Genomic DNA, 23,541 nt, shown 5'->3' with positions numbered 1-23,541 from the left:
TACTCTTCGACTTATGAAGAAATTTTACATTTTCTTGGAGGGCTTTAATGGTGGAGCCGCCTAATAATAGATTTTTTAAACGGCCTATCCCGACAAACCAGCCACAACAGAATAATCCTATCTCTCAGCAGGGAACGCAACGGGACGCAATTGCTCAGTCAGAGACTGCAAATATATCTTTCATACGACCATCTCAGCCGCTTAATGGACAGATAAATCCCCAGGCAAGCTTATCTGGTCTGCCTCAGGGACCTTCCAGCTCTCAATGGGGACAGCAACCTCCTCCTCCTCAAGGGCCTTCCAGCTCTCAATGGGGACAGCAACCTCCTCAAGGACCTTCCAGTTCTCAATGGGGACAGCAACCTGGACCTGGTTTCTCTCAACAGCAGCAACAACCCAATTATCAGCCATCACCTGGTGGACAATGGCCTCCTGCTGGACAACAGGGCTATCCTCAGCCTCCTCAAGGAGCACAGAGCTACCCACAATCTTCCCAAACACAATGGCCTCCTAACGGCCAACAAATGGTGCCTCAGCCACCATTCCCGCCAACCAATGGCAATGGTGCGCGGCCACTCTCGCCCTCCATGCCTGCTCCTATCCAGAAGAAAAAGGGACTGGCTGGCATGCGCCAACGGTATAGCCAGCTTTCAACCCGTCGCAAAGCGCTTTTAATTGTACTACTCATTGCCATCCTTCTGCCATCTTTTTCAATTATTATTGAAGGTATCAGCGGCCTCCTGCTCTATAATCATGTGCGCAGCGGGATCGCCCATCTCAAGGCTGCACAGAATGCCTTTAGTGGTGGCGAAAAAGATGATGCCAGCAAATACTTTGATCCTACTCGCTTAAAGCAGGCACAATCCGAGATCAATGCAGCACACGACGATTTTGTGAGTGTACGCGATGACCTGGACCAGGATGCAGGTATTGGTCTGGTGGGGCTCTTCCTGCCCAGCCAGATTAAAGCAGCTCGCGCCCTTGGACACATTGGAGTTGATGCAACTGAAGCAGGCCAGATCTTTATCAAGACAGCCATTAATCAGGGCCCAACCCTGCAACCTGCGCTTAAAAATCCCCTGGGGGGCGATGAGCTCGCACCTAAACCATACCTGACTCAGGCTGGCTTTAAGGAGATTATGAGCGATCTGGATGCGATTGCTCCTCTCGTCCATGATATGAATATACAGTCACAAGGGGTCTCTTTGAGCGGCCTCCCACTCAGTAGCGATCAACAGAAACAGCTTCAGTCGATCCTACCTATCTTACCAGTCCTGGATAATGCTCTGGGCCAGATACGCGGCATGAGCGACGAACTCAGCTGGATACTGGGCATTGATCAGCAACGGACCTTCTTAGTTGAGCCAATGGATCGGGCAGAGCTACGCGCAACCGGCGGTTTTACCGGGCAGTTTGGTGAACTGGCCTTGAGCGGCGGCCATATGAGCCCCCTCAAACTCAAAAATATTGGTCAGTTCGAAGAAGTGCATCCCAACGTTCCTATCGATCCTGTTTTCTATAAGGTATCCGGACAGACAGCCCCCGATCCATTTACCTGGTGGCCCATCGGTAATTTTGGACTACGCGATGCCAATGTATCAGCAGATTTCCCGACCTCGGCCAAAATTATGATGGATCGCTATACTTATGATTTTGATCGACCACTCGATGGGATCATTATCTTTACTCCAACCTTGATCAAACATGTCCTGCATGCAACTGGCCCCATTACGATTGATCAGTACAATGAGACCATTACTGAACAGAATCTGGAAGATCGCCTCCATTATTACCAGTTAAACAACGATGGTATTCGTAAAGCTGAGTTAATTGAACATGAAGAGAATACCGAGATCGCACGTAAGCTCTTCACACAACGTGTGACACAGACCCTTATGAAAACGGTCCAGAAACTTCCACCTGATAAGCTTGTTGCCCTTGGCAATGAGATGCTTGTTGCGATGAAAGAAAAAGATCTCCAGGCCTACTTTACCAATCCACAGGTCGAAGCTCTGCTGGGAAAATTTGGCTCAACCGCCAGTATGGATCGCTCTAACAATCATGATGGACTTTTTCTTGTTCAGACCAATCTCAGTGCAAATAAAGCCTCTCAATTTACCACGACCAGCATTCAAGATTCCATCACCCTGGATGATAAAGGAGGCGCCACACATAACGTCCAATTGACCCTTGACTATCAGAAAAAAGGCGATGTCTATGGGCCAGATACCTATCATGACTATATCCGTTTCTATACCCCTACGACAAGCAAACTCTTAGATGGAAATGGTTTCTCTGAACGCGGTCGGGCCTTCTGTGCAGGAGCCGGGGAAGGCTATAAAGTCTGCAAACCCGATGTCTTTGGCGATGGCTCGCTGGTCTGCCAACCGCCAATTAAACTTGGCTATGCTACTTCAACCATCAATGATCCTTATGTTTCCAATGATAATATTCATCCGGTTGAAGTCACTGGTCCGCCAACGAATAAGGTCAGTGATGAAGAAGGTCGCAATATGTATGCTGGCTGGGCGATCATTCCTGCTAATTGCACCTTGAAAATGACGCTCTCATGGTATGTCCCACCATCCGGCCAGCAGCCCTATACGTTTTTGATGCAGAATCAGGCCAGTATTACTGCACAGGTTGATCTCACTGTCAAACCTGCCGCTGGCACCTGTGGCGCCAGCAAGCCCGAAGATCTGCACTATAAGGGGACCACGAATGGACAGGATACCACCTTCGTTCTCAATCAACAGGGCTCGTCGTGCTCATTCCAATTGAAGAATTAACCTGAACAATCGCTTCAAAAGGGCGAGGCAATGGGGCTTTACCATTCCACATTGCCTCGCCTTTTTTTCGTACATTACAGAGCCCTATAGCAATTGAGATTGCACAATCTGCTCTGTTAAATCTCTACAGTTTGATCACGGATAACGCTCTTTAAAAGTGCTGGTAATGCGGCCAGGTCAGGAATCGTATAATCTGCCAGGCATCCTGCTACGGGCTGACGAGCAATCAATACAGTCTGCGCCCCTGATTGCGCCGCCCAATTAATCGCACGAGGCGTATCATCAATGATCAGTGCATCGCCTGAATGAATCCCTGAATGCTCGAAGAGCCGCTCATAATACATCGGGCTCTCTTTAAATGCATCGAAGTGATCCGGCCCATACAGACGTTGAAAGCAATGTGCAACCCCCATCCCTGTGAGATATCCCTCCAGATCCATTGATCCCTCTCCAGAGGCTGTATATAAGGTGTACCCATCCTCATATAATTGATGAATTGTCTCAACAACCCCCGGAAACGCTGATTTCACCTGTGGCGTAATCCAATTGACAGCTTGATGTGCCAGCTCAATACATTCCTCTACAGGAGGGTGCGAGATACCTACAAGAGCACACATCTCTGCCAACCAGTCAAATTGATAATCGCGATCAAAATGCATATAGCTGGTAGCTCGTTGAATACGCAAACGCCAATTCGCTGGATCAAGAAGATCCGTTATAACGCGTCGATTTGCCTCAGCCCAGGCCTCGATACTTCCCCCCAGGCGTGGAGCAAAAAAAGCTCCAACTAATGGTGGCCATTGAACTCCACGCTGCTGATTATCGTTCATAACCCCACCATCATCCAGAAAAAGGACATAACGCTCCATCTCTGTCTCCTGCGTATAGAAATAGATAATTTTTCACAACATACAGCTCTCTATTCTATACTAGAATTAAGAGATTGTCATCAAATCGCCTATTGCAGGCAGTATCTTCAATAGACGAGATAGCTTACAGCAGGCACCATCGCTCAACGATCCATTTGACAGTCCGGCAAAAGCACAGTAGCATACACAACTAATGGATTACTCTTACAGACTAAGCCTTGCGACATTGCCCTCAATGTCTTTGACAGCAATCTTCCTGCAATGGTTCACCTGAGCCAGTAGCGCAGGACGACCACATAGTGGAAAGGACCAAAGATCATGCCCACCGAGAAACAGACCATCACCCTCTTAATCTCCTGCCCTGATCAGCCGGGCATTGTGGCTGAAGTCTCACGCTTTATTTTTGCTCATCAGGGCAATATTCTTGAATCTGATCAGCATTCCACCAATCAGGAAGAATGCACATTCTTTATGCGCATTCGTTTTGGTGAAGAAGGCTTTACCCTCTCCCCTACTGAGCTCCACAGCAAATTCCAACCCATTGCCGACCGCTTTCAGATGCAGTGGCGCGTCTCCTATTCACGTGAACGCAAACGTGCTGGCATCCTGGTCTCAAAATATGATCACTGTCTGGTCGATCTGCTCTGGCGCTGGAAGATGGGAGAGCTGGCAATGGAGATTCCTTTTATCATTAGCAACCATACCAGGCTGGAAGGGCTGGCACAGATGTATGGTATCCCATTCTATTATTTTCCTGTTCAGCGCGAAAGTCGCATCGCCGATGAACAACGCATCGTCGATTTCATTGGTGATACCGTCGATTTTCTCATTCTTGCCCGCTATATGCAGATCTTAGAACCATTCTTTGTGAATACCTATCCTCAGCGCATCATTAATATCCATCATAGCTTCCTGCCCGCTTTCATTGGAGCCAGTCCCTATGCCCAGGCCTTTACGCGCGGCGTGAAACTGATCGGAGCTACCGCTCACTATGTCACCAATCAACTGGATGAAGGGCCGATTATCGCTCAGGATGTCATCCATTGTGACCACCGCGATAACGTTCAGGATCTCATTCGCAAAGGACGAGACGTGGAACGCCGCGTTCTGGCAGAAGCAGTACGGCTCCATACCACCGATCGCATTCTTGTCTATGAGAACAAGACCATTGTATTCTAGTATCGCTCAGACATTTATAGAATAAATAGGGTATTCTCCCCACAAGAGAAGCCATAATAATAATCACACCATGACCAATAAAAATAGCACTGATTATCTATTCAATCAGTGAAATCATCGTCCAATAAAAATCACAAATAATAGATTCACAGGCATTCCCCACGAGCGGTGAGTATGAGCACAAATGAATACATACTCACCTTTTTTATGATACACCCAAAAGTACCAAAACATGTCAAAGCACACCATATCTATCCTGACCTTCCCAGAAAAGATGAAAAAAGATTAATTTATGCTTAAAATCCTGCGTAGAAAGGGGTAAAACAGCCATAAAATTGTTGTATTAGTTACAAGTGATATGATACTATTAGGGAAGGTAGCGCAGACTACCACCAATCTCCAAACACCATTTAGAGGAGTTTTCATGAGCGACATGCTTCGGCTCACACCGAGATTTCGAAAAAGGGTCATTGAGCTTAGCTTTGAAGAAAAAGCTCAGTTGAACACCATGATCGATCTTCTCATTCCGTCGGACAAGGATTTTCCTGCCCCCTCCAGTCTGCACCTCACTGACGAGCTGTTGCGCCATCTCCAACCCAATGCCGAGCACAAAACAACGTTGCTGTTGAATGAAAAACGTCTTCGTACTGTCTTACATGAGTTGAATCTCCATGCAGGTGGTAGCTTCTGCCTGGCTGGTTCAGAAAAACAACAAGTCCTGATGCGCAATTTAGAGAAGCGCGAACCTGCCTTCTTTCAAGCATTATGGTCACTTGTCAGTCATAGCTACTACGCGCTCCTGGCAACAAGTTGGCATAGCCGCGTCTCTTGACGCCTCTACCTTTCTCGCTCAGCGCCTATTTGGTCTCTATGGCATCTCTCTATTCGTATAGAACGATGCATTGATGGAAAACAAGCAGCAGAACGAGCTATGATGCCCAGATGAAGCCTATCCCAGGTTGGATATTTTTCTATCACTGACCAAAACATGTTTAGAGCAGGTCTACTCTCCTTTCCCCCACATTGGAGAGTAGATCTGCTCTTTTTTTTATCCCTTCATCTGACGACCATGCCCCATCTTTCAAGGCCGTTTCTCCATGCTCTATCTTCAGGCAAATTTCTCTTGACAAGTTACCGATATATCGGTATACTTTCATTATGAGTTACCGATATATCGGTTCAATGAGAATACAACGAGACAAAGGAGAACTTCCGTCTATGTTTGATCAATTTCAGAAACGCTTCGCGTTCGAGTTTGCTGGCGAAGAGTGCAATACAAATCGTCATCGTCATCACCATCATCACAAAGAGGGCTGGTTCCGTGGACCTCGCTTTTTTGAGATGCGTCGTAAACATGGTGGCCCCTTTGGCCATGGGGGCCCATTTGGTCCACAAGGGCCGTTTGGCTTTGGAGGAGGCGAGGAAGGTCCTGGACATCGACGCTTCTTTGGCCGGGGCGATCTAAAATATGCCCTCCTTGAACTCCTTGCCGAGCGTTCTATGCATGGCTATGAGATGATGAAGGCCCTCGAGGAGCGCTCTAACGGCATCTATTCGCCCAGCGCTGGCTCCATCTATCCAACATTGCAGATGCTTGAAGATCGGGGTCTGGTGACCGTGAATCTCGCCGATGGCAAAAAAATCTATAGCATCACTGACAATGGACGTGCTTTTCTCAGCGAGCACAAAAAAGATGAGGAGAGCAGTTTTTATGGCCCTCCATGGGCACGCGAGTTTGGTCGTCAATGGAATGAACCCGAGGTTCAGGCCCTGCGCAGTGAAGCGATAGAGGTTGCACGCCTCTTTGCTATCGCCGGTCGCCAGGCATTCCAGGAACCCGGAAAACGCGCCCGCTTCCGTACGATCATTGAGACTACTCGTCAGGCGCTGACCTCTCTCATCTATGAAGAAAAGGCCGAGGCCCCTAAAACGGACTCTCCGCAGTAAGCTCCATGCCATTCCTTCCTCTCTCACGTGGTCAGGCCAATGGACAAAGGCCGAACCCGTTGCAGCGCTTACGCTGTACACCGGTTCGGCCTTTGTCTCTTCTTGATATCATGTGGACAACTCGTCTTACGTAAGATGAAATCCCACCAGACCAAAAATTACCAGGATATGCAAGAGCTGATCTAACCAGATCGGTCCAATGATCCTATAGCGAGCCTTCAATGTATCAATAATAAAATGCGTACTCAGAAGGATGCTGGTTGCGAGAAGTGAGGTGTGCGCAAAAATAATAAAAACCGCGGTATACGTTGCACAGTGATAAAAATTCACTTCCCAACTTTTCCCTTTTTCAGCACTCATCCAGCTGCTCTGGAATGCAAAATCACCAATAAAATGGCAGGCAAGCCAGATCATCAATGGTGGTAGCGCCAGTTGTATAGCCATCCTCTTTCTCCCTCTTACAAAAACTTTCTCGTGAGTGTATCGTTTTTATAAGAGTGAGGCTATGAGCTATCTCTCAGAGCTATGGTGAGCTTTTTCCGTTCTGCAGCTCACTCAGTTGCTGGCATTCGAGATCAGCACACGCCAGGGCATACCCGCTAAGAGACGGACCAACAGCAGCGACGCGACCAGGGTCCAGAAACAGAAGGAGAGATCTTGCTCGAGAAATGCACTATCTACCTGCCCCTGAACCAATCCCGCAACCATCGCACCACCTACTGCAATAGTTGCCCAACGGAGATACGACCTCTCGCTCGTCTCGGTCCGATTGAGATACCATAAGAGCCGCGCAAAAAGCCAGTAGAAGAGAATAAGTACGGCCACAAAAGCGCATAGACCAAACACTCCAATACTCACCCATACGTGCAGAAAAATATTGTGCGGATGCGAAAGGTTTGGTTCATCACTCAAGCCTGTAAAAGCACCTGTCTGAGGATCAATGATAATCCAATAGGCTGGTATTTTGGGATGCGTCGGGCCAGGCTGATAGAGCCCATTTACGATGGTAGCGGGATGATGCTCTTGCTGATATTTGGTATAGAGACACTCATTGGTCCAATCATTACTATAATGACAGAGCCAGTTGTCCATTCCATACCCTAACCAGGGACTGTCCTGAATCATGTGCCAGGCACTTTCCCAGAGATAGAGACGCTTGGCTGCAGTACTCTGATTCACTACCACATTGTTGATGGTATGCTGGCTCTCATGACCAGTCACGATGGATTGATAGATTCTGTCGTGATAGAGTGAGACCACTCCAATTCCAATGATGGCACAGGCTAACGAACCGAATAACAAGACTTTTCGGTTCCGAATAGAGAACGCCAGCACAAAGAGGCTGGCCACCGGAATCGCAACCAGAGCACCACCCCGCGAGTCACTCTGCAAGAGCACGAAGAGAAATGGGAGACAGAGAAGTCCAACGAGTAAGCGTGCACGCCAGGAAACGCTCCCCAGTATAAAGGCGATCCCAATTGGCAAAGTATAATCTATAAGTAATGCAATATTATTTGCGCTCCCATACACGGTTGTGATTCGCTGCAAATTTGAAGCATCAGGCCCTATAGAATTTTTAAAGAAAAAGTATTGTATGATACCCAGAATTACAATGAACAGTCCCGTTCCAAAGAGAGCGCTCAGGAGACGTAAGAGATCCTGCCGTGTGCGCAAACAAATAAGAACCAGGAGAAGGTAGAGCAATGGCCCTATTACCTCTTCACGCACTGCTCGCTCAGCATTGCTCGGTTGATATGCCTGCGAGATAGAAAGCAGAGCAAAGAGACAAAAGATGCCCGCAGCCCAGAGAAAAGGTCCAGACCGTTCGCGCATTATGCTCCATGAAACATGAAAACGCCACTTTTTCCGCTGAAGAAGCCACTGTATCGATGCAATCGCCAGGCAGAGCCAGAGGGTAATCTCAACCAGGCTAAAATTAGCATGCCCAACGACCGTCTTCTGCAATAAATAATAGGGCAATGTCAAAGGTAACAGCGCAACTGCAAAAGGAAGACGGTACCAACAAAGGCAGAGGAAAAGAATAAAAAAGGGCAAAGCAAAGAGAGGATGAAGAGAAGCCAGAAACCCCAGATGTGGCTTGTAGTTTCCATTCCCAATGAGATAATACAATGCCATCGAGATAATAAGCGCTCCCTCGATTAAGCGATCATGCCAGCGACTCTTCGTCCCCTGAAGCAGGAGGACCGTTGGTGATAATTGTGTTTGCTCATTCATATCCTGTGCACGTGATTGAGCATCAGAATGAGACAGTGAAATATGTTGGCTACTCATTTTCATTAAACCATTCCGCACAGCTGTGTGCCAATCTCTCTAATAGGGTAGAGCAAAGGACTCTATCTTGCACATAACCGTAAAATAATTTGTGAGAGGCAAAACAAGACGACTTTGAACGCTACATCGTCAGATTTCAGCAGTAGATAATCTTTTTTTTCCGAATGCACCTCTCCTGCTCTTAGCTCAGATCATATCATATACATGGTTTATTAGAGAGATAAAAGCCTGCTCTATACCTATAATATCCTAGTGGAGCATTTCAAAACTGAAGTGGGCAGAAGACTGTACGTAGAAAAGAGAGGAATCGAAAAGAAGGAGAGCGGGGCACTGAGGATCAAGCGATCCGCAGTGTAACCCATAATTTTCTTGCAACAGGCAGGCTAATAAAAACGTCCTGTCCAGCAACCTGCAAGCGGATGCATTCTTCAGCCGTTTGCGTCTCTTCACAGTTTTGTGCAAGCAACGTAAACTGGGTTCCCGGCGTTAAACCCTTCTGCTGAAGATAAAATATTAACGCCTCTTCATCTTCAACGACTTCGGAGATGCAGAAGATTGTTCCCGCTGTTCCGGTCGAGAGAGCCGATAATCTCACAGCATGATGATCCTGAAGGTAGGTGCGTGCATTAGGAACCAGCCCCGGAATAGGGTTTCCATGGGGACAGGTTGTGGGGGTCGCAAGATTAGCGATCACACGCGCTTCTACTGCGCCTGAGATAAAGTGTTCTAAACGACAGGCCTCTTCATGAACCTCGTGCCACTGCATTCCTAACATATCGACAAGAAAACGTTCCGTCAGCCGGTGACGTCTCAAGACTGCTTCGGCAGCTTGATAACCCGCCTCGGTCAATGCAACCTGCCGCTTCTGATTCATAGCAATGTACCCATCCCGCACCAGACGTTTTAGCATCTCTGTCACGGTTGGAGGCGCAACATTAAATCGTTCGGCAAGACGCGCTCCGATTACCACTTCGTTCTCCATGCTGAGGTTATAGATGGTCTCTAAATATTCTTCGACCGTCGCACTTAACATTTCGTCTGTTTTCATAAATGTTCCATCTTATCCACTCATATAGCTCTTCAGCACTCGTTTTACGTACTCTGATACAAGCCCTTACAATTCTTCTCAGTTTACCATTTTTTGGCTGTATGGTCTATCTCTCAACAAACGATGGCCACGGAAATGCTTCTCCAGGCTGATAAGCTCAAGCATTTATACACATGACCAAATGACCCTATTTAATAGAAAGATATAGTTAGAGCAGATGAGCATTGTCAATAAAAAAGAGAAGGAAGGGGTATAATTCAAATGGACTCTTTCAGATCAGGTGAGAGTGAACACTCCTATAAACAGGGATTACAAAAAGGGATACAGCTCCTCTATGCCCCTATTTTTAGGCAGTTCTCTCTTCTCCTGTGTATTGTATTTTTCGTGCTCGCGTCTCTCTTCGGTGCTGGCAAACAATCTGATGCCTATGCGGCCTATCCTGGCCAGGGCCGCACCTGTGTCTGGCATCGCGTGACCTATGGCGATACCCTTGGCAATCTCGCCTGGAGCTATCGTACCTCCGTCAACAATCTTGCCGGGGTGAATAACATTGCCAATGTCAACCTGATTTATGTCGGTCAACAGCTCTGTATTTCAATTCCTCAGGGCGCAGTGGCGACGATCGGGCGCAGTTTCGCGGTGAATTATGCGACAGTCCGCCCCAATGGTGCAGTGAGCTGGTATGCCTACGATGCACTGGGCTCTTCAACTCAGGGACAGATCCTGGTCCTTTTACGACAGGCGGCTGCTCGCTATAACCTGCCTGCTAATCTCTTACTGGCTATTGCCTGGCAAGAAAGTGGCTGGCGTCAGCATGTGATCTCCCACGATGGTGGCATTGGGGTGATGCAGATTATGCCTTATACTGCCATGGGTCTGAATCGACAGGCTGGGGTTACCTACAACCCCTATCAGCTCTGGGACAATATCGAATTAGGTGCCCTGTATTTACACGATCTCTGGGTTGGCTTCCATGGCAATCTCGTAAAGATTATTAGCGCCTATAACGAAGGTGGGGTGAATGTCATTCGGCGCGGCATCTTTAATTGGGGCTATGTGAATAATGTCCTGGGTCTGATGCAACGATATAGGTAGTTCGTTAATAAAGCGCAAATTTACCAGATGATTCTTATTTCCACCTTGACAAGATCCTCCGTTGCCTTTATACTCTGAACAGACACAATACACATATCGAAGCTACGAACAGGAAGAGTACATACCCTTACAGGGGCACAGAGAGCCGGCTATGGTGAAAACCGGTACCACTAAGCGTATGGAATGGACCTGCTAGCTAAAGAGCGAAAAGAATAAGCCTGCTGGCTCTCTTAGTAGTACTCTTTCGGAACGTCCCCCGTTACTGAGGACAGGATATCTCAACCTATCAAAAATGATAGTGTCTCGTATCCGGCAAGAGGGATTGTCTGCTCGTTTTTTTGTTGCAGAGAATCTAAAACAAGGTGGTACCACGAAAGCGCTTATTCACGCTTCTCGTCCTTGACCAGGGATGAGAGGCGTTTTTTTTATGCACACAATAGACGTACGCAATAGTGCGAATTTTCTTTGCAGGGGAGGTTGTCTCATGTCAACAAGCATTCATTCAGAGGTTGCGAATCAGGGGGTAAACGATGTACAGGGCTCAACCAAAAAACGCGTTTTCTCTGGCATTCAGCCAACTGGAAATGTTCATCTGGGAAATTATCTGGGGGCTATCCGCAACTGGGTCGGATCACAGGCAGAGTATGAGAATATCTTTTGTATCGTGGATCTGCATGCCATTACTCTGCCCATCGATCCAAAAGAACTTCATACGAACTCCCGCCGCCTCGCAGCCCTCTATCTGGCTTGTGGACTCGATGCACGCTATTGCAAGCTCTTTATTCAGTCTCATGTCCGCGAACACGCAGAGGCCAGCTGGATCATGAACTGCTTTACACCTATGGGCTGGTTGAACCGTATGACGCAGTTTAAAACCAAAGCTGGCAATAATATGGATACGGTCGATACTGGCCTCTATTGTTATCCTGTCCTGATGGCCTGCGATATTCTCCTCTATCAGACGCATTATGTCCCCGTTGGCGATGACCAGCGGCAACATCTTGAGCTCACACGCGATCTGGCTCAACGTTTTAACAGCACATACAATCAGGCTGTTTTTACTATTCCGGAGCCTCAAATTCGTACGGTAGGGGCTCGTATTATGTCGCTGGAAGATCCAACAAAAAAGATGAGCAAGAGCGATCCCAATCCAAACGCTTATATTAATCTGCTTGATGATCCGAAAACAATTAAAAAGAAGATTGGTCGGGCTACGACTGATTCTGAACGCCTGGTGAAATTTGATCCCGCTCGCCCTGGAATCACCTGCCTGTTAGAGATTTATCGCAGTCTGACAGGTCAGAGCCAGGAGACGATTGAGGCTGAATTCGCTGGTAAGGGCTATGGCGATTTTAAAGCAGTTCTTACTGATCAGATCGTCGAGACGCTACGCCCCATTCAGGCTCGCTATCACGAACTGATGAGTGATCTCCCTACGCTCGAGGGAATTCTTAAGCAGGGTGCCGATGATATTCGTCCGCTGGCTGCGTCAACGCTACAACACATGAAGGATGTGGTGGGGCTTGGATAACCAGACTGAGAGGAGCCCGATGCTCTCTTTATGCATAGAGAGCTGGCTCCTCCTGTCATCCATTGATTGAACATCTTACAACACATCTGGGCCAAGAGAAAGGGAGCACATTATGGATTATCCGATTCCATATTATCCAGAATATGAAGAGGTCTTACAATTGAGCAAGACAATACCACAAGATGGACGCCGACCTCTTCTTCCGCTCTATTCCGATATCCTGGCTGATATGGAGACTCCCGTCTCAGCCTATTGCAAAACAGCCCTCCGACCATACAGTTTTCTTCTCGAGAGCGTCTCTGGTGGTGAGCATGTGAAGCGCTATTCGTTTATTGGGCTGGACCCCTATCTGGTAATGACTCAGCGCGGTGAGACGATCACGCTCCAATATATGACCTACGAAGCCAATGGGGCGACGATTGTGCGAACGGAAGAGCTTACAGCACATGATCCACTTCATTTTATCGAAGCTGAGCTCGGACAATATCAGCTCCTGCCGTTGCCAGATGCAAAGCACGATTCTCTCCCTACCTTCCATGGTGGCGCAGTTGGCTATCTCTCCTATGATGCGGCCGCATCGTTTGAACGCCTGCCTGTCCTCCCACCCAATGAGCTCAATCTACCTCTCGCTGTCTTTAGCTTTACAGAGACGGTACTGGTCTTTGATCATGTCAAACACCATGTCAGGATTGTAACTCATCTGCATCTTGATGCTCCTGACCTGGCTGCCGAGTATCAACGTGGCATGGCGATCATCGCTGCGGTCCAACAACAGCTCGTTCAACCAACCAGGCTACCAGAAGAGCCAGAGCCACTGAGCGATCCAAAAGCCCTTCAAGTACGGTCGAATCGTACCAAAGCAGAATATGAAGGGATGGTTAGCCGGGCAATCGAATATATTAAGGCCGGGGATGTTTTCCAGGTTGTCCCTTCACAGCGCTTGAGCCGCCATGTCAATGCATCTCCATTTACGATCTACCGCTCTCTACGCGCAGTCAATCCTTCTCCCTACATGTTCTTTCTTGATCTCAAAGAGTTTCAGATCGTTGGAGCCTCTCCAGAGTTGCTTGTCCGCTATGAAGATGATGAAGTGACTATTCGGCCCATCGCTGGCACCCGACCTCGTGGGGCCGACAGACAGCAGGATGAGCTACTGGCTGAGGAACTTCAACACGATCCAAAAGAACGGGCCGAGCATGTGATGCTGCTTGATCTCGCACGCAATGATGTTGGGCGTGTCAGTGAAGTAGGGTCGATCAAGATCGCTGATTTTATGACTATTGAGCGCTATTCCCATGTGATGCATCTGGTCACAAATGTTGCCGGTAAGCTCCGTCAAGGTCTGACTCCCTTTGAGGCCCTTCGCGCTGGCTTTCCCGCAGGAACGGTTTCTGGCGCTCCGAAAATTCGCGCGATGGAGATTATCAGCGAACTTGAGGGCGAACAACGCGGCGTCTATGCTGGTGCTGTTGGCTATTTTAGCCATTCCGGGAATCAAGAGACAGCCATTGCCCTGCGCACAATGGTGGTCAAAGATGGACGAGCCTATATTCAGGCCGGGGCTGGAGTGGTGGCCGATTCAACACCAGAAGGTGAATATCAAGAATGCTTTAATAAAGCCAGAGCTTTACTACGAGCTCTGGATGATGCTGAAACAATTGCACAACGCAATCGCGAAGTACAGAAGGGGGGACGCTAAACATGTTGTTACTCCTCGATAACTACGATAGCTTTACCTATAATCTCTATCAATATCTCGCCGAATTGGGAGCAGAGGTTGTGGTAAAACGGAATGACCAGATTACGCTTGCGGAGATTGCCGATCTCCACCCTGAGCATATTGTGGTCTCTCCTGGACCCTGTACACCTAATGAGGCTGGTATCTCTTGTGACGTTATCTCAACCTTTGGCCCTTCTATCCCTATTCTAGGCGTCTGTCTCGGTCATCAATCAATTGGACAGGTCTATGGTGGACGGGTTATCCGAGCACCCGAACCAATCCATGGGAAGACCTCTCTGATGCACCATACCGATCAGGGGGTCTTTCAACAGCTTCCGCATCCCTTTGAAGCCATTCGCTATCATAGCTTAATCGTTGAACGCTCTAGCCTTCCAGATACGCTAGAGATCACAGCAGAGACAGAAGATGGTCTGATTATGGGGTTACGACACCGCCAGTATCCCGTCGAAGGCGTGCAGTTTCATCCAGAATCAATTATGACGTCTGTTGGCAAACAGCTTCTACACAATTTTCTGCACCAAAAGCACCAGAGTATCCATTAAAATGGAAGCACACTCTAGTCAAAAAGAGAGGATAGAGAGATGATTCGTGAGGCAATTGCTCATATCGCTTCTGGCGCCAGGCTCAGTACGACTGAAGCTGCTGAGGCAATGGAAGAGATTATGACTGGTAGTGCCACCCCTTCGCAGATAGGAGCGTTCTTAACGGCTCTTCGGCTTCGTCCCGGTGGTGAGACTGTCGACGAAATTACTGGTCTGGCTCAGGTTATGCGCGAAAAAGCTGTTCAAGTTCATCTGAATGCAGACTTTGCCACCAGAGCCCTCGATACCTGTGGCACTGGCGGCGATTCCGCAGGAACGTTTAATGTCTCAACTGCTGCCGGGATTGTGGCCGCCGCCGCTGGTGCTGTGGTGGCAAAGCATGGCAATCGGTCGGCTACAAGCAAATGCGGCAGTGCAGATGTGCTTGAAGCGCTTGACTATAAGATTGATCTGGGACCTGAACAGTTAGCACAGAGTATTGAGCAGACAAACTTTGGCTTTATGTTCGCTCCAGCCTATCATCCAGCCATGAAGTATGTTGGTCCCACACGCCGCGAGATTGGTATCCGAACCGTTTTTAATATCCTGGGACCATTAACGAATCCAGCTCATACCCCCTATCAGGTGCTGGGCGTTGCTGACATCTCTCATCTCCACAAAATGGGCGAGGTGCTGCTCCATATGGGAACTCGTCATGCATTAATTGTCCATGGTGCAGATGGACTCGATGAATGTTCGCTCAGCGCACCCACGCATATTTGTGAGATACGTCCAGGCCAGGAGCTCCGTGAATATACGATCACCCCTGAGGAGGTCGGGCTCACCCGTATCTCTGATGCTCGCAGCATTCAAGGGGGTGATCCTGCTCACAATGCAAGCATGCTACGAGAACTGCTCTCATCCTATGTGGCTGGGCCAGCCACGGAGATGATCTGCCTGAATGCCGGTGCGGCACTAACGGCATGCGAGATTACATCCTCAATCAAGGAAGGCATTCAAATGGCCAGCGCGACGCTCCGTGAAGGCAAAGCCCGACTGAAATTGGCAGAAATTATCGAATCATCACAGCTCTTGAGTAAATAGCAAGCTAGAGCAGGTCAGAGCAAGGTATAGCAAGGTAGGTACCCCATATGTTTTTAGAACGTATTGTCGCACAAACGCTGAAAGATCTGGAGCAGCGCAAACAGGAGATTCCATTGGAGGAGATGCGACGGCTGGCAATGGCACAGGCTCAGCCGCGCGATATGCTGGAGGCCTTTGAGCCCCGCTCACGGGTGAAGCTCATCGCCGAGGTGAAACGCGCCTCCCCTTCAAAAGGTCTGCTGGCTCCCAATCTCGATCCGGTCGAGACCGCCCAGATCTATGAAGCAAATGGAGCAGCGGTGATCTCCGTCTTGACTGAACCGCATTTCTTCCTGGGCTCGCCAACTTTTTTAACGGCCATTAAGGGGGCGGTTAGCGTCCCTGTCTTGCGCAAAGATTTTATTGTCGATGAATATCAGGTCTATGAGGCACGTTCCTGGGGAGCCGATGCGATTCTGCTGATCTGTGCGATCCTCGATGATGAGCAACTTCACCATCTACACGCGGTCGCCAATCAATTACGCATGCGCTGTCTGGTTGAGGTTCATAGCAAAGAGGAGGCCCAACGAGCGGTTGCCGCTGGGGCTGTCATTATCGGCGTGAATAGTCGGGATCTGGTTACCTTCCAGATGAACCCCTATCTCTTACGCGATATTCGCCAATTGCTCCCCAATGATTGCGTCGTCATCGCCGAAAGCGGTATTCATACTGCCGCCGATGCTCGTCGAATCGCCCGCTCCAATGTTCAAGGGATGCTCGTTGGTGAATCGCTGGTGGTCTCTAACGATATTCCCGGACAGATTCAGACGTTATTGTCTGGAGCAAATCAGAGTACGCAGGTGAAAATCTGCGGCCTTCGCACTCCTGATCATATCAATACAGCGGTAGAAGCAGGGACCGATATGCTCGGGTTTATCTTTCATGAACCCAGCCATCGCTATCTTCTTCCCAGTACGCTACCCGATCTTCTGGCTGCCAGCGCCAGGTATCAACAGCCCACCACGGGAGCCCCTGATCTAGTCGGCGTCTTTGTCAACAAAGAAGCAGCCTATATCAATGAAGTAGCAGAGCAGGCAGGTCTCCATTTTGTCCAGTTACATGGCAATGAATCGCCTGAGCTCTGTCAACAGATCAAACGCCCGGTGATTAAGGCCATTCAGTTTCAGAATCTCGAAGATCTCTCACTGGCTCAGGCCTATCAAGAGGTCTCCTGGCGTCTCTTACTTGATACCCCTGCATCGCAATGGGGCGGAACCGGTAAAACCCATGATTGGGATCTGGCACGCATTGCAGCCCAACACTTCCCCATTCTCCTGGCTGGAGGGCTCTCTCCTGAGAATGTTCTGGCCGCGATCGCACAGGTTCATCCATGGGGAGTTGATGTCAGCAGTGGTATTGAAACAAACAAACAGAAGGATTCACAAAAAATTCGCGCCTTTCTCGCGCAAGTACGGAGCTCTGAAGCCAGGCCGATTAGTCTCACTTCTCTCTCCTAGCTTAGAATAAAGGATAGTATTTATGCACACACAAAAACAGACGAGCAGACCAGATCAGGAAGCCTATCAGCATCAGCTCTATCCTGATCATCATGGGCACTTTGGAACCTTTGGTGGGCAATTTGTGCCCGAAAGCCTTATGCCTGTACTTACCGAACTGGAAGCCGCCTACGAAGAATCATTGACCAATGAGGCCTTTCAGAGCGAACTCCGCCACCAGTTGCATAGCTATGTTGGACGCCCTACCACTCTTCACTATGTTCCACGCTTCTCAGAGCTCGTTGCCCCGGGCGTCAAAGTCTATCTGAAACGCGAAGATCTGGCTCATACAGGAGCCCACAAGATCAATAATGCACTGGGACAGGGCATGCTGGCAAAGAAAATGGGCAAGAAGCGCATTATCGCAGAGACTGGAGCCGGTCAACATGGCGTGGCAACAGCAACCGTCTGCGCCAAACTGGGCCTGGACTGCATCATCTATATGGGCGAGGTAGATATCGAACGCCAGTCGCTCAATGTCTTCCGTATGAAACTGCTCGGCGCTGAAGTCCGCTCGGTCAAGAGTGGAACCCGCACACTGAAAGATGCCATCAATGAGGCTATTCGTGACTGGGTAACGAATGTTGAGACAACCTTCTATATCTTTGGCACTGCCGCTGGCCCCCATCCTTTCCCACGTATCGTTCGTGATTATCAATCAGTGATCGGGATTGAAGCTCGCAAACAGATCCTCGAGCAGGAGGGCCGATACCCCGATATGATCCTGGCCTGCGTCGGAGGAGGCAGCAACGCCATTGGCATGTTCTATCCCTTTGCAGATGTTCCAGATATTCAATTTATTGGAGTCGAGGCCGGTGGAACAGGGATGGAGACGGGAAAACATGCCTCAACGCTCGTAGCTGGCCGTCCTGGCGTCCTGCATGGCACCTATAGCTATCTCTTACAAAACGAGGATGGTCAGGTTGTAGATACCCATAGCATCTCGGCTGGACTCGATTATCCTGGTGTTGGTCCCGAACATAGCTACCTGAAAGAGACAGGCCGCGCTACCTATGCCTCAGCAACCGATGAGACGGCACTCCGTGGACTTCAGGCGCTGAGCCGCACCGAAGGGATTATTCCAGCCCTGGAATCCTCTCATGCTCTGGGGCATCTGCTCGAACTGGGAGAGCAGGGCAAGCTTCCTGAGGGTTCACTTATCGTTGTCAACCTGTCGGGCCGTGGCGACAAAGATATGATGACTGTGGCGAAAGCATTAAATGTCACACTTTAACGTGTACGTGCGCTAAAGCCACTTGCTTCTTTTTCTTTCATCTGTCGGTTGTTCTGTCCAATAAAAAATGTATTGCTTGCGCTCGTTAAGGAGTATTATGAGCACATTCCAGTATTCCCCGCAGATTGTGGAACGCTATCCACAGGTTGTAGGAGGCATTATTCTGGCAGAGAATCTTCGCAACGGCCCCACGCCAGAATCATTGCGGGAAAACTATCAACATGAACAAGAACGAGTCAAACAGCAGATTGGAACAACGCCTCTCAGCCAGCTTCCCACGCTGGCTGGCTGGCGCAGTACCTTTCGCTCATTCAATCTTGATCCCACCCAGTATCGTAGCGCGGCTGAGGCCCTTCTCCGCCGGCTGACAAAGAAAGGCGATATCCCCAGCATTAATATTTTGGTCGATATCGGCAATCTTGTGAGTATCCGCTACGCCTTACCTGTCGCGATTATCGATACCCACGCTCTTCAAGGAGCTGTCACGGTCCACTTTGCCACCGGCAATGAACGGTATACGAACCTGGGAGAGGAGAAAGAAGAGCATCCCGAACCAGGTGAAGTGGTCTTTACTGATGAGACCGGGCTAGGAATTGCACGACGTTGGTGCTGGAGACAAAGCGAGCAGAGCGCTGCACAGGCCGGGACCACGTCGGCCATCATCGCTATTGAGGCTCAACATCCCAACTCACGCCACACTATTCAAGCTGCGCTCATCGACCTTCAAGAGCTCCTGCACAAATACGCAGGTGGGACCTATACCGTTGGCATCATTGACGCAGAGCATCCCACCATCTCAACCGAAAGGGTATAAGCAACCATGAATACACGGAACGTACAAGAACAGGCGACCCCACTGGTTCCTGCACTTAAAATCACTCAGGCCTTCCAACGTGCGAAACATGAGGGGCGGGGCGTCCTCATCCCCTATTTTATGTGTGGCTATCCTTCAGCTTCACAGAGCGTTCAGGTAATCCTGGCCGCCGCTGAAGGAGGCGCTGATATCATCGAACTGGGCATGCCTTTTAGCGATCCATTGGCAGATGGAGCAACCATCCAACACGCCGGGCATATAGCACTGGAGCGCGGCATGACCCTGAAAGGGTGCATGGAGGTTGCGCGAGAAGTCTCATCTCAGACAGACGTGCCATTAATCTTGATGGGATATTATAACCCTGTGCTGGCTTATGGCCTTGAGCGCTTCTGTGCCGACGCCAATGCACATGGAGTCAGTGGCCTCATCATTCCCGATCTTCCCCCTGAGGAGGCTGACCGCCTTGAACAGGCAGCTTATCAATATGGTCTGGCGCTGATCTTCCTGATTCCGCCCACTGCACCCGATGAGCGCATCCAGCTCATTACCGAACGTGTAGCCGCTGGTCATGGTGGTTTTATCTACTGCATCTCACTTAGTGGCGTCACTGGCTCACGCTCAGAGATCTCAGCTCACCTTAGCAGCTTTCTTGCTCGTGTGCGAAAATACACGCAAGAGAAACAGATTCCAATGGCCGTCGGCTTTGGTCTCTCAACCCCCGAGCATATCGCCACTGTGACACAATATGCAGAAGGTGCGGTTGTTGGTAGTGCCCTGGTTAATCTTATCGATCAAAAGCCAGAAGCAGAACAACAGACAGCGATCAAAAACTACATCCAGAGCCTGAGCAAAGGTCTACCCAACCAATAAGAGGAGGATACGGAACTTCTATCTACAGGTTGAGGGAGACTAACGGATAGAACATACTGGCATAATTTTGTCCCTATCCCTTACAATAAAGGTATTCTGTTCTCTCTGCTTTTATAGTGAGATTGAACAGCTATTTCTGTCGGAAGGGATGAATAAAACTATGCTTTGTCGAGGAATTCGAGGTGCGACGACTGTAGAGCAGAATGATGAGCAGGAGATCCTCCTTGCCACGCAAGAACTTCTGGAACTACTTGTTGAGAAAAACGCTTTACAGGCTGAGGATATTGTCAGCGCCATTTTCACTCTGACAGATGATCTAGATGCAGCCTTTCCAGCTCTAGCCGCACGACATCTGGGATGGACAGATACTGCCCTGATCTGTGCACGCGAGATCCCAGTTCCAAACAGTCTTAAAAAATGTATCCGCGTGCTACTCCATGTCAATACTGAACGGAGGGCAGCCGAGATTCAACATGTCTACATTAAAGGGGCTGTGAACCTTCGCCCAACCTTTAAGGTTGATCTCTAGAGACTACCTTTCCCCCTAAGAAGGCAGTTCTCGGAAGAGATCCTCCAATAGATGAACAAAGCGTCATGTTTGTCCCGGATGATAAACATGATCAACCAGAAAGTATAGTCATCCAAAAGGAGTCAATTCACATGATTGTCATCATGAAAGCAGCAAGCAGTGATAGTGATATCGCACATGTTATGAAGATCCTGGAAAACCAGGGGCTGTCTGGTCATCTCTCTCGCGGTGTCGAACGCACTGTCATCGGCGTCCTGGGTGGCGTAACACCAAATGGAGCTCCTGGCAGCCTGGGCGGCCTCAATCCAACGTTAGGTGAGACGCTTGAAGCACTCCCTAATGTGGAGAGCGTGATCCGGGTCTCCAAACCATACAAGCTTGCAAGCCGTGAGTTTCATCCAGAAAATACGATCGTCGAAGTCTCTGCTGCCTGTGTAGAGGGAGGCGTCGTGCGTATTGGTGGCAAAGAAGTGGTGATGATGGCTGGACCCTGTACTGTCGAGTCCGAAAAGCAATTAATGACAACAGCCGAAGCCGTCCGAAAACAGGGAGCGGTTATTCTTCGTGGTGGTGCATTTAAGCCGTCGACATCTCCTTATGGCTTCCGTGGCCTGGGTGAAGAGGGATTAAAGCTGCTGGCAAAGGCTCGTGATGAATTTGGCATGGCCATTATTACTGAAGTGATGACACCTACTGATGTCGCTATGGTAAGCGAGTACGCAGACATCCTTCAGATTGGCACTCGCAATATGCAGAACTATATGCTCCTCGATGAGGTTGGCCGCTCTAATCGGCCCGCAGTGCTCAAACGTGGTATGTCATCAACGTTTGAAGAGTGGCTCCTGGCCGCTGAGTATATCCTCTCACAAGGGAATCGCAACGTTATTCTGTGTGAGCGCGGTATCCGTACCTTTGAGAAGACCACCCGCAATACGATGGATATCAGCGCCTTCCCGCTGACAAAGATCCTCTCGCACCTTCCGATTATCTCTGATCCCAGCCAGGGAACTGGACGGCGCGATCTCGTAGGCCCTATGTCCCTAGCCTCTGTCGCCGCCGGCGCTGACGCTCTTCTGATCGAGGTCCACCCCAATCCAGATGAAGCCCTCAAAGATGGTGCCCAATCCCTGACCATTGAACAGTTCAGCACTCTCATGCCTCAGTTACACGCCGTTGCCAATGCGGTGGGACGCACACTGATCACTGGCTAAACACCCTTCTCTACGACAGAGGGGAGCCGATTAGAGTGGTAATCGGCTCCCCTCTGTCGTAGATCTAACGCAGTTCCTTCTGATAATATGCCATCTGAGTTGGGGCCTCTTCTACGCCAACCATGAGGCTGATCAGATGTGAGATATCATGTTGAGCTAGCAGTTGCAAAAGCTCGCCATGAATATATTCAGCCAGAAGTTCTGCTGTGGAGTTCTCAATTGGCAGTTCCACAACATCTGTATAGGGGAAAAGATACCTCTTCTCACCAAAGCGAATCTCCCACTGATCAGATAATGCAATAAGTTCTAACTGTGGATTGCGCATCGGTAATAAAAAGTGGTGATCCAGCTTCTGACAGATCTCCCGAGCGTAGCGCTTCAGCAAAGTAAAATCAAATACTAGCCCATCTTGCCCTAGCTCCCCTTCAATCTCGACTAACACACCGTAATTATGCCCATGCAAGCGCTCACACTTCCCACCATAGGTGATAAAGTGAGCAGAGCTAAATTTAAGTGTTCCACCTTCAACCTTCACTTTGCGTCGAATCTGCTCGCCAGCCATGCCTCTATCCTCATTTCAATACATTCTCATTTTGGGATCTTTACACAGGATACCATCAGGTACCAGGAGAGACAAGAGAGCTCCCATTTTTCTCACGATGATCTGTTTCTCCTAATCCTGCGACCAGCCAGAAAAGGGCATCGTTGGGCTTTCCATGCCCCTCACCATGTCCTGAAACACCTGCAAGGCCAGCCACGTAGACCTTGTAGATATGTTATACTGTACATAACAACGAATCGGAAAGGGCTGGTCGCCCTTGTGATCCGAAACGAAGGAGAATGCCAAGCATGACAGTTGCTGAAACCTTTGAAGAATTACAGGCTCGCTTTAATACGGCAGCATCAGCAGGTTTAAATAAGATCATTCAGCTTGATGTTACAGGGCCCGAAGCTGGACAATGGGCGGTACATATCGCGAACCAGACCTGTACATTAATTCCAGGGGGCGTGGAAAACCCCGACCTCACACTGACTATCGCAGACAAAGATTGGGTTGCTGTCGCTACTGGTCAATTAGATGCCATGAATGCTTTCCTCACTGGCAAGATCAAGGCTACTGGTGATATGATGCTTGCAATGCGCATCCCTAATCTTTTCAACCTGAAATAACCCCCAGCCCCTTGTACAGGATATGAGCACAATCGGGGCACTCGGTGCTCTGGCTATGAACA

21 protein-coding genes are annotated in these 23,541 nt (G+C 49.1%); 16 read left to right on the top strand and 5 right to left on the bottom strand.

Translation table 11 applies throughout. The features are described 5' to 3' along the window. Window positions 1–47 precede the first annotated feature (47 nt). A complete protein-coding gene (locus EL628_RS10480; protein ID WP_126579895.1) occupies window positions 48–2,789 on the top strand; it encodes a DUF4012 domain-containing protein in 2,742 nt (913 codons plus the stop codon). 116 nt (window positions 2,790–2,905) lie between these two features. Here EL628_RS10480 and EL628_RS10475 read toward each other — a convergent pair whose 3' ends face one another. After that, window positions 2,906–3,658: an HAD family hydrolase gene (locus EL628_RS10475; RefSeq protein ID WP_126579894.1), complete on the bottom strand. Its 753-nt coding sequence runs from the start codon at window positions 3,656–3,658 to the stop codon at window positions 2,906–2,908. Between the two features lie 318 nt (window positions 3,659–3,976). Between EL628_RS10475 and purU the strand changes: the two genes are divergently transcribed. The 3 genes from purU (at window position 3,977) to EL628_RS10460 (ending at window position 6,784) form a co-directional block, all read left to right on the top strand. Further along, window positions 3,977–4,837, top strand: a complete 861-nt coding sequence (gene purU, locus EL628_RS10470; protein WP_126579893.1) for a formyltetrahydrofolate deformylase — start codon at window positions 3,977–3,979, stop codon at window positions 4,835–4,837. 424 nt (window positions 4,838–5,261) lie between these two features. After that, a complete protein-coding gene (locus EL628_RS10465) occupies window positions 5,262–5,669 on the top strand; it encodes a hypothetical protein (protein WP_126579892.1) in 408 nt (135 codons plus the stop codon). 386 nt (window positions 5,670–6,055) lie between these two features. Next, the gene (locus EL628_RS10460; protein WP_218028897.1) at window positions 6,056–6,784 is read left to right on the top strand and encodes a PadR family transcriptional regulator; all 729 of its coding nucleotides are present in this window, start codon (window positions 6,056–6,058) and stop codon (window positions 6,782–6,784) included. Between the two features lie 126 nt (window positions 6,785–6,910). On the opposite strand, the gene EL628_RS10455 is transcribed toward EL628_RS10460, so the two are convergent. From EL628_RS10455 to EL628_RS10445, 3 genes are all read right to left on the bottom strand, one after another. Beyond that, window positions 6,911–7,228 carry a DUF3307 domain-containing protein gene (locus EL628_RS10455; RefSeq protein WP_126579891.1) on the bottom strand — a complete coding sequence of 106 codons (318 nt, stop codon included), beginning with the start codon at window positions 7,226–7,228 and terminating at the stop codon, window positions 6,911–6,913. 111 nt (window positions 7,229–7,339) lie between these two features. Continuing rightward, on the bottom strand, window positions 7,340–9,076 hold the full coding sequence (locus tag EL628_RS10450; RefSeq protein WP_161975402.1) for an O-antigen ligase family protein: 1,737 nt from the start codon (window positions 9,074–9,076) through the stop codon (window positions 7,340–7,342). 337 nt (window positions 9,077–9,413) lie between these two features. Further along, window positions 9,414–10,124, bottom strand: a complete 711-nt coding sequence (locus tag EL628_RS10445; protein ID WP_126579889.1) for a metal-dependent transcriptional regulator — start codon at window positions 10,122–10,124, stop codon at window positions 9,414–9,416. A 261-nt stretch (window positions 10,125–10,385) separates the two neighbouring features. On the opposite strand from EL628_RS10445, the gene EL628_RS10440 reads away from it, so the two are divergent. From EL628_RS10440 to aroF, 11 genes are all read left to right on the top strand, one after another. Then, the gene (locus tag EL628_RS10440; protein ID WP_126579888.1) at window positions 10,386–11,219 is read left to right on the top strand and encodes a LysM peptidoglycan-binding domain-containing protein; all 834 of its coding nucleotides are present in this window, start codon (window positions 10,386–10,388) and stop codon (window positions 11,217–11,219) included. A 484-nt stretch (window positions 11,220–11,703) separates the two neighbouring features. Next, entirely contained in the window at window positions 11,704–12,750 is a 1,047-nt protein-coding gene (trpS, locus tag EL628_RS10435) for a tryptophan--tRNA ligase (protein ID WP_126579887.1), read from the top strand. Between the two features lie 112 nt (window positions 12,751–12,862). Then, the gene (trpE, locus tag EL628_RS10430) at window positions 12,863–14,449 is read left to right on the top strand and encodes an anthranilate synthase component I (protein ID WP_126579886.1); all 1,587 of its coding nucleotides are present in this window, start codon (window positions 12,863–12,865) and stop codon (window positions 14,447–14,449) included. A gap of 2 nt (window positions 14,450–14,451) precedes the next feature. Next, window positions 14,452–15,033: an anthranilate synthase component II gene (locus EL628_RS10425; protein WP_126579885.1), complete on the top strand. Its 582-nt coding sequence runs from the start codon at window positions 14,452–14,454 to the stop codon at window positions 15,031–15,033. A 39-nt stretch (window positions 15,034–15,072) separates the two neighbouring features. After that, window positions 15,073–16,116 (top strand): anthranilate phosphoribosyltransferase, encoded by a 1,044-nt coding sequence (gene trpD / locus EL628_RS10420; RefSeq protein WP_126579884.1) that lies wholly within the window; start codon window positions 15,073–15,075, stop codon window positions 16,114–16,116. 47 nt (window positions 16,117–16,163) lie between these two features. Continuing rightward, a complete protein-coding gene (gene trpCF, locus EL628_RS10415) occupies window positions 16,164–17,612 on the top strand; it encodes a bifunctional indole-3-glycerol-phosphate synthase TrpC/phosphoribosylanthranilate isomerase TrpF (protein WP_126579883.1) in 1,449 nt (482 codons plus the stop codon). A gap of 22 nt (window positions 17,613–17,634) precedes the next feature. Further along, window positions 17,635–18,885: a tryptophan synthase subunit beta gene (gene trpB, locus EL628_RS10410; protein ID WP_126579882.1), complete on the top strand. Its 1,251-nt coding sequence runs from the start codon at window positions 17,635–17,637 to the stop codon at window positions 18,883–18,885. 97 nt (window positions 18,886–18,982) lie between these two features. Continuing rightward, window positions 18,983–19,699 (top strand): B3/B4 domain-containing protein, encoded by a 717-nt coding sequence (locus EL628_RS10405; RefSeq protein ID WP_161975401.1) that lies wholly within the window; start codon window positions 18,983–18,985, stop codon window positions 19,697–19,699. A 6-nt stretch (window positions 19,700–19,705) separates the two neighbouring features. Further along, window positions 19,706–20,569 carry a tryptophan synthase subunit alpha gene (gene trpA, locus EL628_RS10400; protein ID WP_126579880.1) on the top strand — a complete coding sequence of 288 codons (864 nt, stop codon included), beginning with the start codon at window positions 19,706–19,708 and terminating at the stop codon, window positions 20,567–20,569. 160 nt (window positions 20,570–20,729) lie between these two features. Beyond that, the gene (gene aroH, locus EL628_RS10395) at window positions 20,730–21,098 is read left to right on the top strand and encodes a chorismate mutase (RefSeq protein WP_126579879.1); all 369 of its coding nucleotides are present in this window, start codon (window positions 20,730–20,732) and stop codon (window positions 21,096–21,098) included. A 131-nt stretch (window positions 21,099–21,229) separates the two neighbouring features. Continuing rightward, window positions 21,230–22,309, top strand: coding sequence for a 3-deoxy-7-phosphoheptulonate synthase (aroF, locus tag EL628_RS10390; RefSeq protein WP_126579878.1), 1,080 nt, complete (start codon window positions 21,230–21,232; stop codon window positions 22,307–22,309). Between the two features lie 64 nt (window positions 22,310–22,373). Here the strand turns inward: aroF and EL628_RS10385 are convergent, their stop codons facing one another. Continuing rightward, window positions 22,374–22,871, bottom strand: a complete 498-nt coding sequence (locus tag EL628_RS10385) for a 6-pyruvoyl trahydropterin synthase family protein (protein WP_126579877.1) — start codon at window positions 22,869–22,871, stop codon at window positions 22,374–22,376. Window positions 22,872–23,158: 287 nt separating this feature from the next. Here EL628_RS10385 and EL628_RS10380 point away from each other — a divergent pair, with 287 nt between their 5' ends. Next, window positions 23,159–23,479: an SCP2 sterol-binding domain-containing protein gene (locus EL628_RS10380; RefSeq protein WP_218028896.1), complete on the top strand. Its 321-nt coding sequence runs from the start codon at window positions 23,159–23,161 to the stop codon at window positions 23,477–23,479. Window positions 23,480–23,541 lie beyond the last annotated feature (62 nt).

Origin of the sequence: Tengunoibacter tsumagoiensis (assembly GCF_003967535.1) — a bacterium.
GTDB classification, from domain to species: domain Bacteria; phylum Chloroflexota; class Ktedonobacteria; order Ktedonobacterales; family Ktedonobacteraceae; genus Tengunoibacter; species Tengunoibacter tsumagoiensis.
Note: the sequence above shows the minus strand (reverse complement) of the source record. Positions and strands in the feature narration are given on the sequence as shown.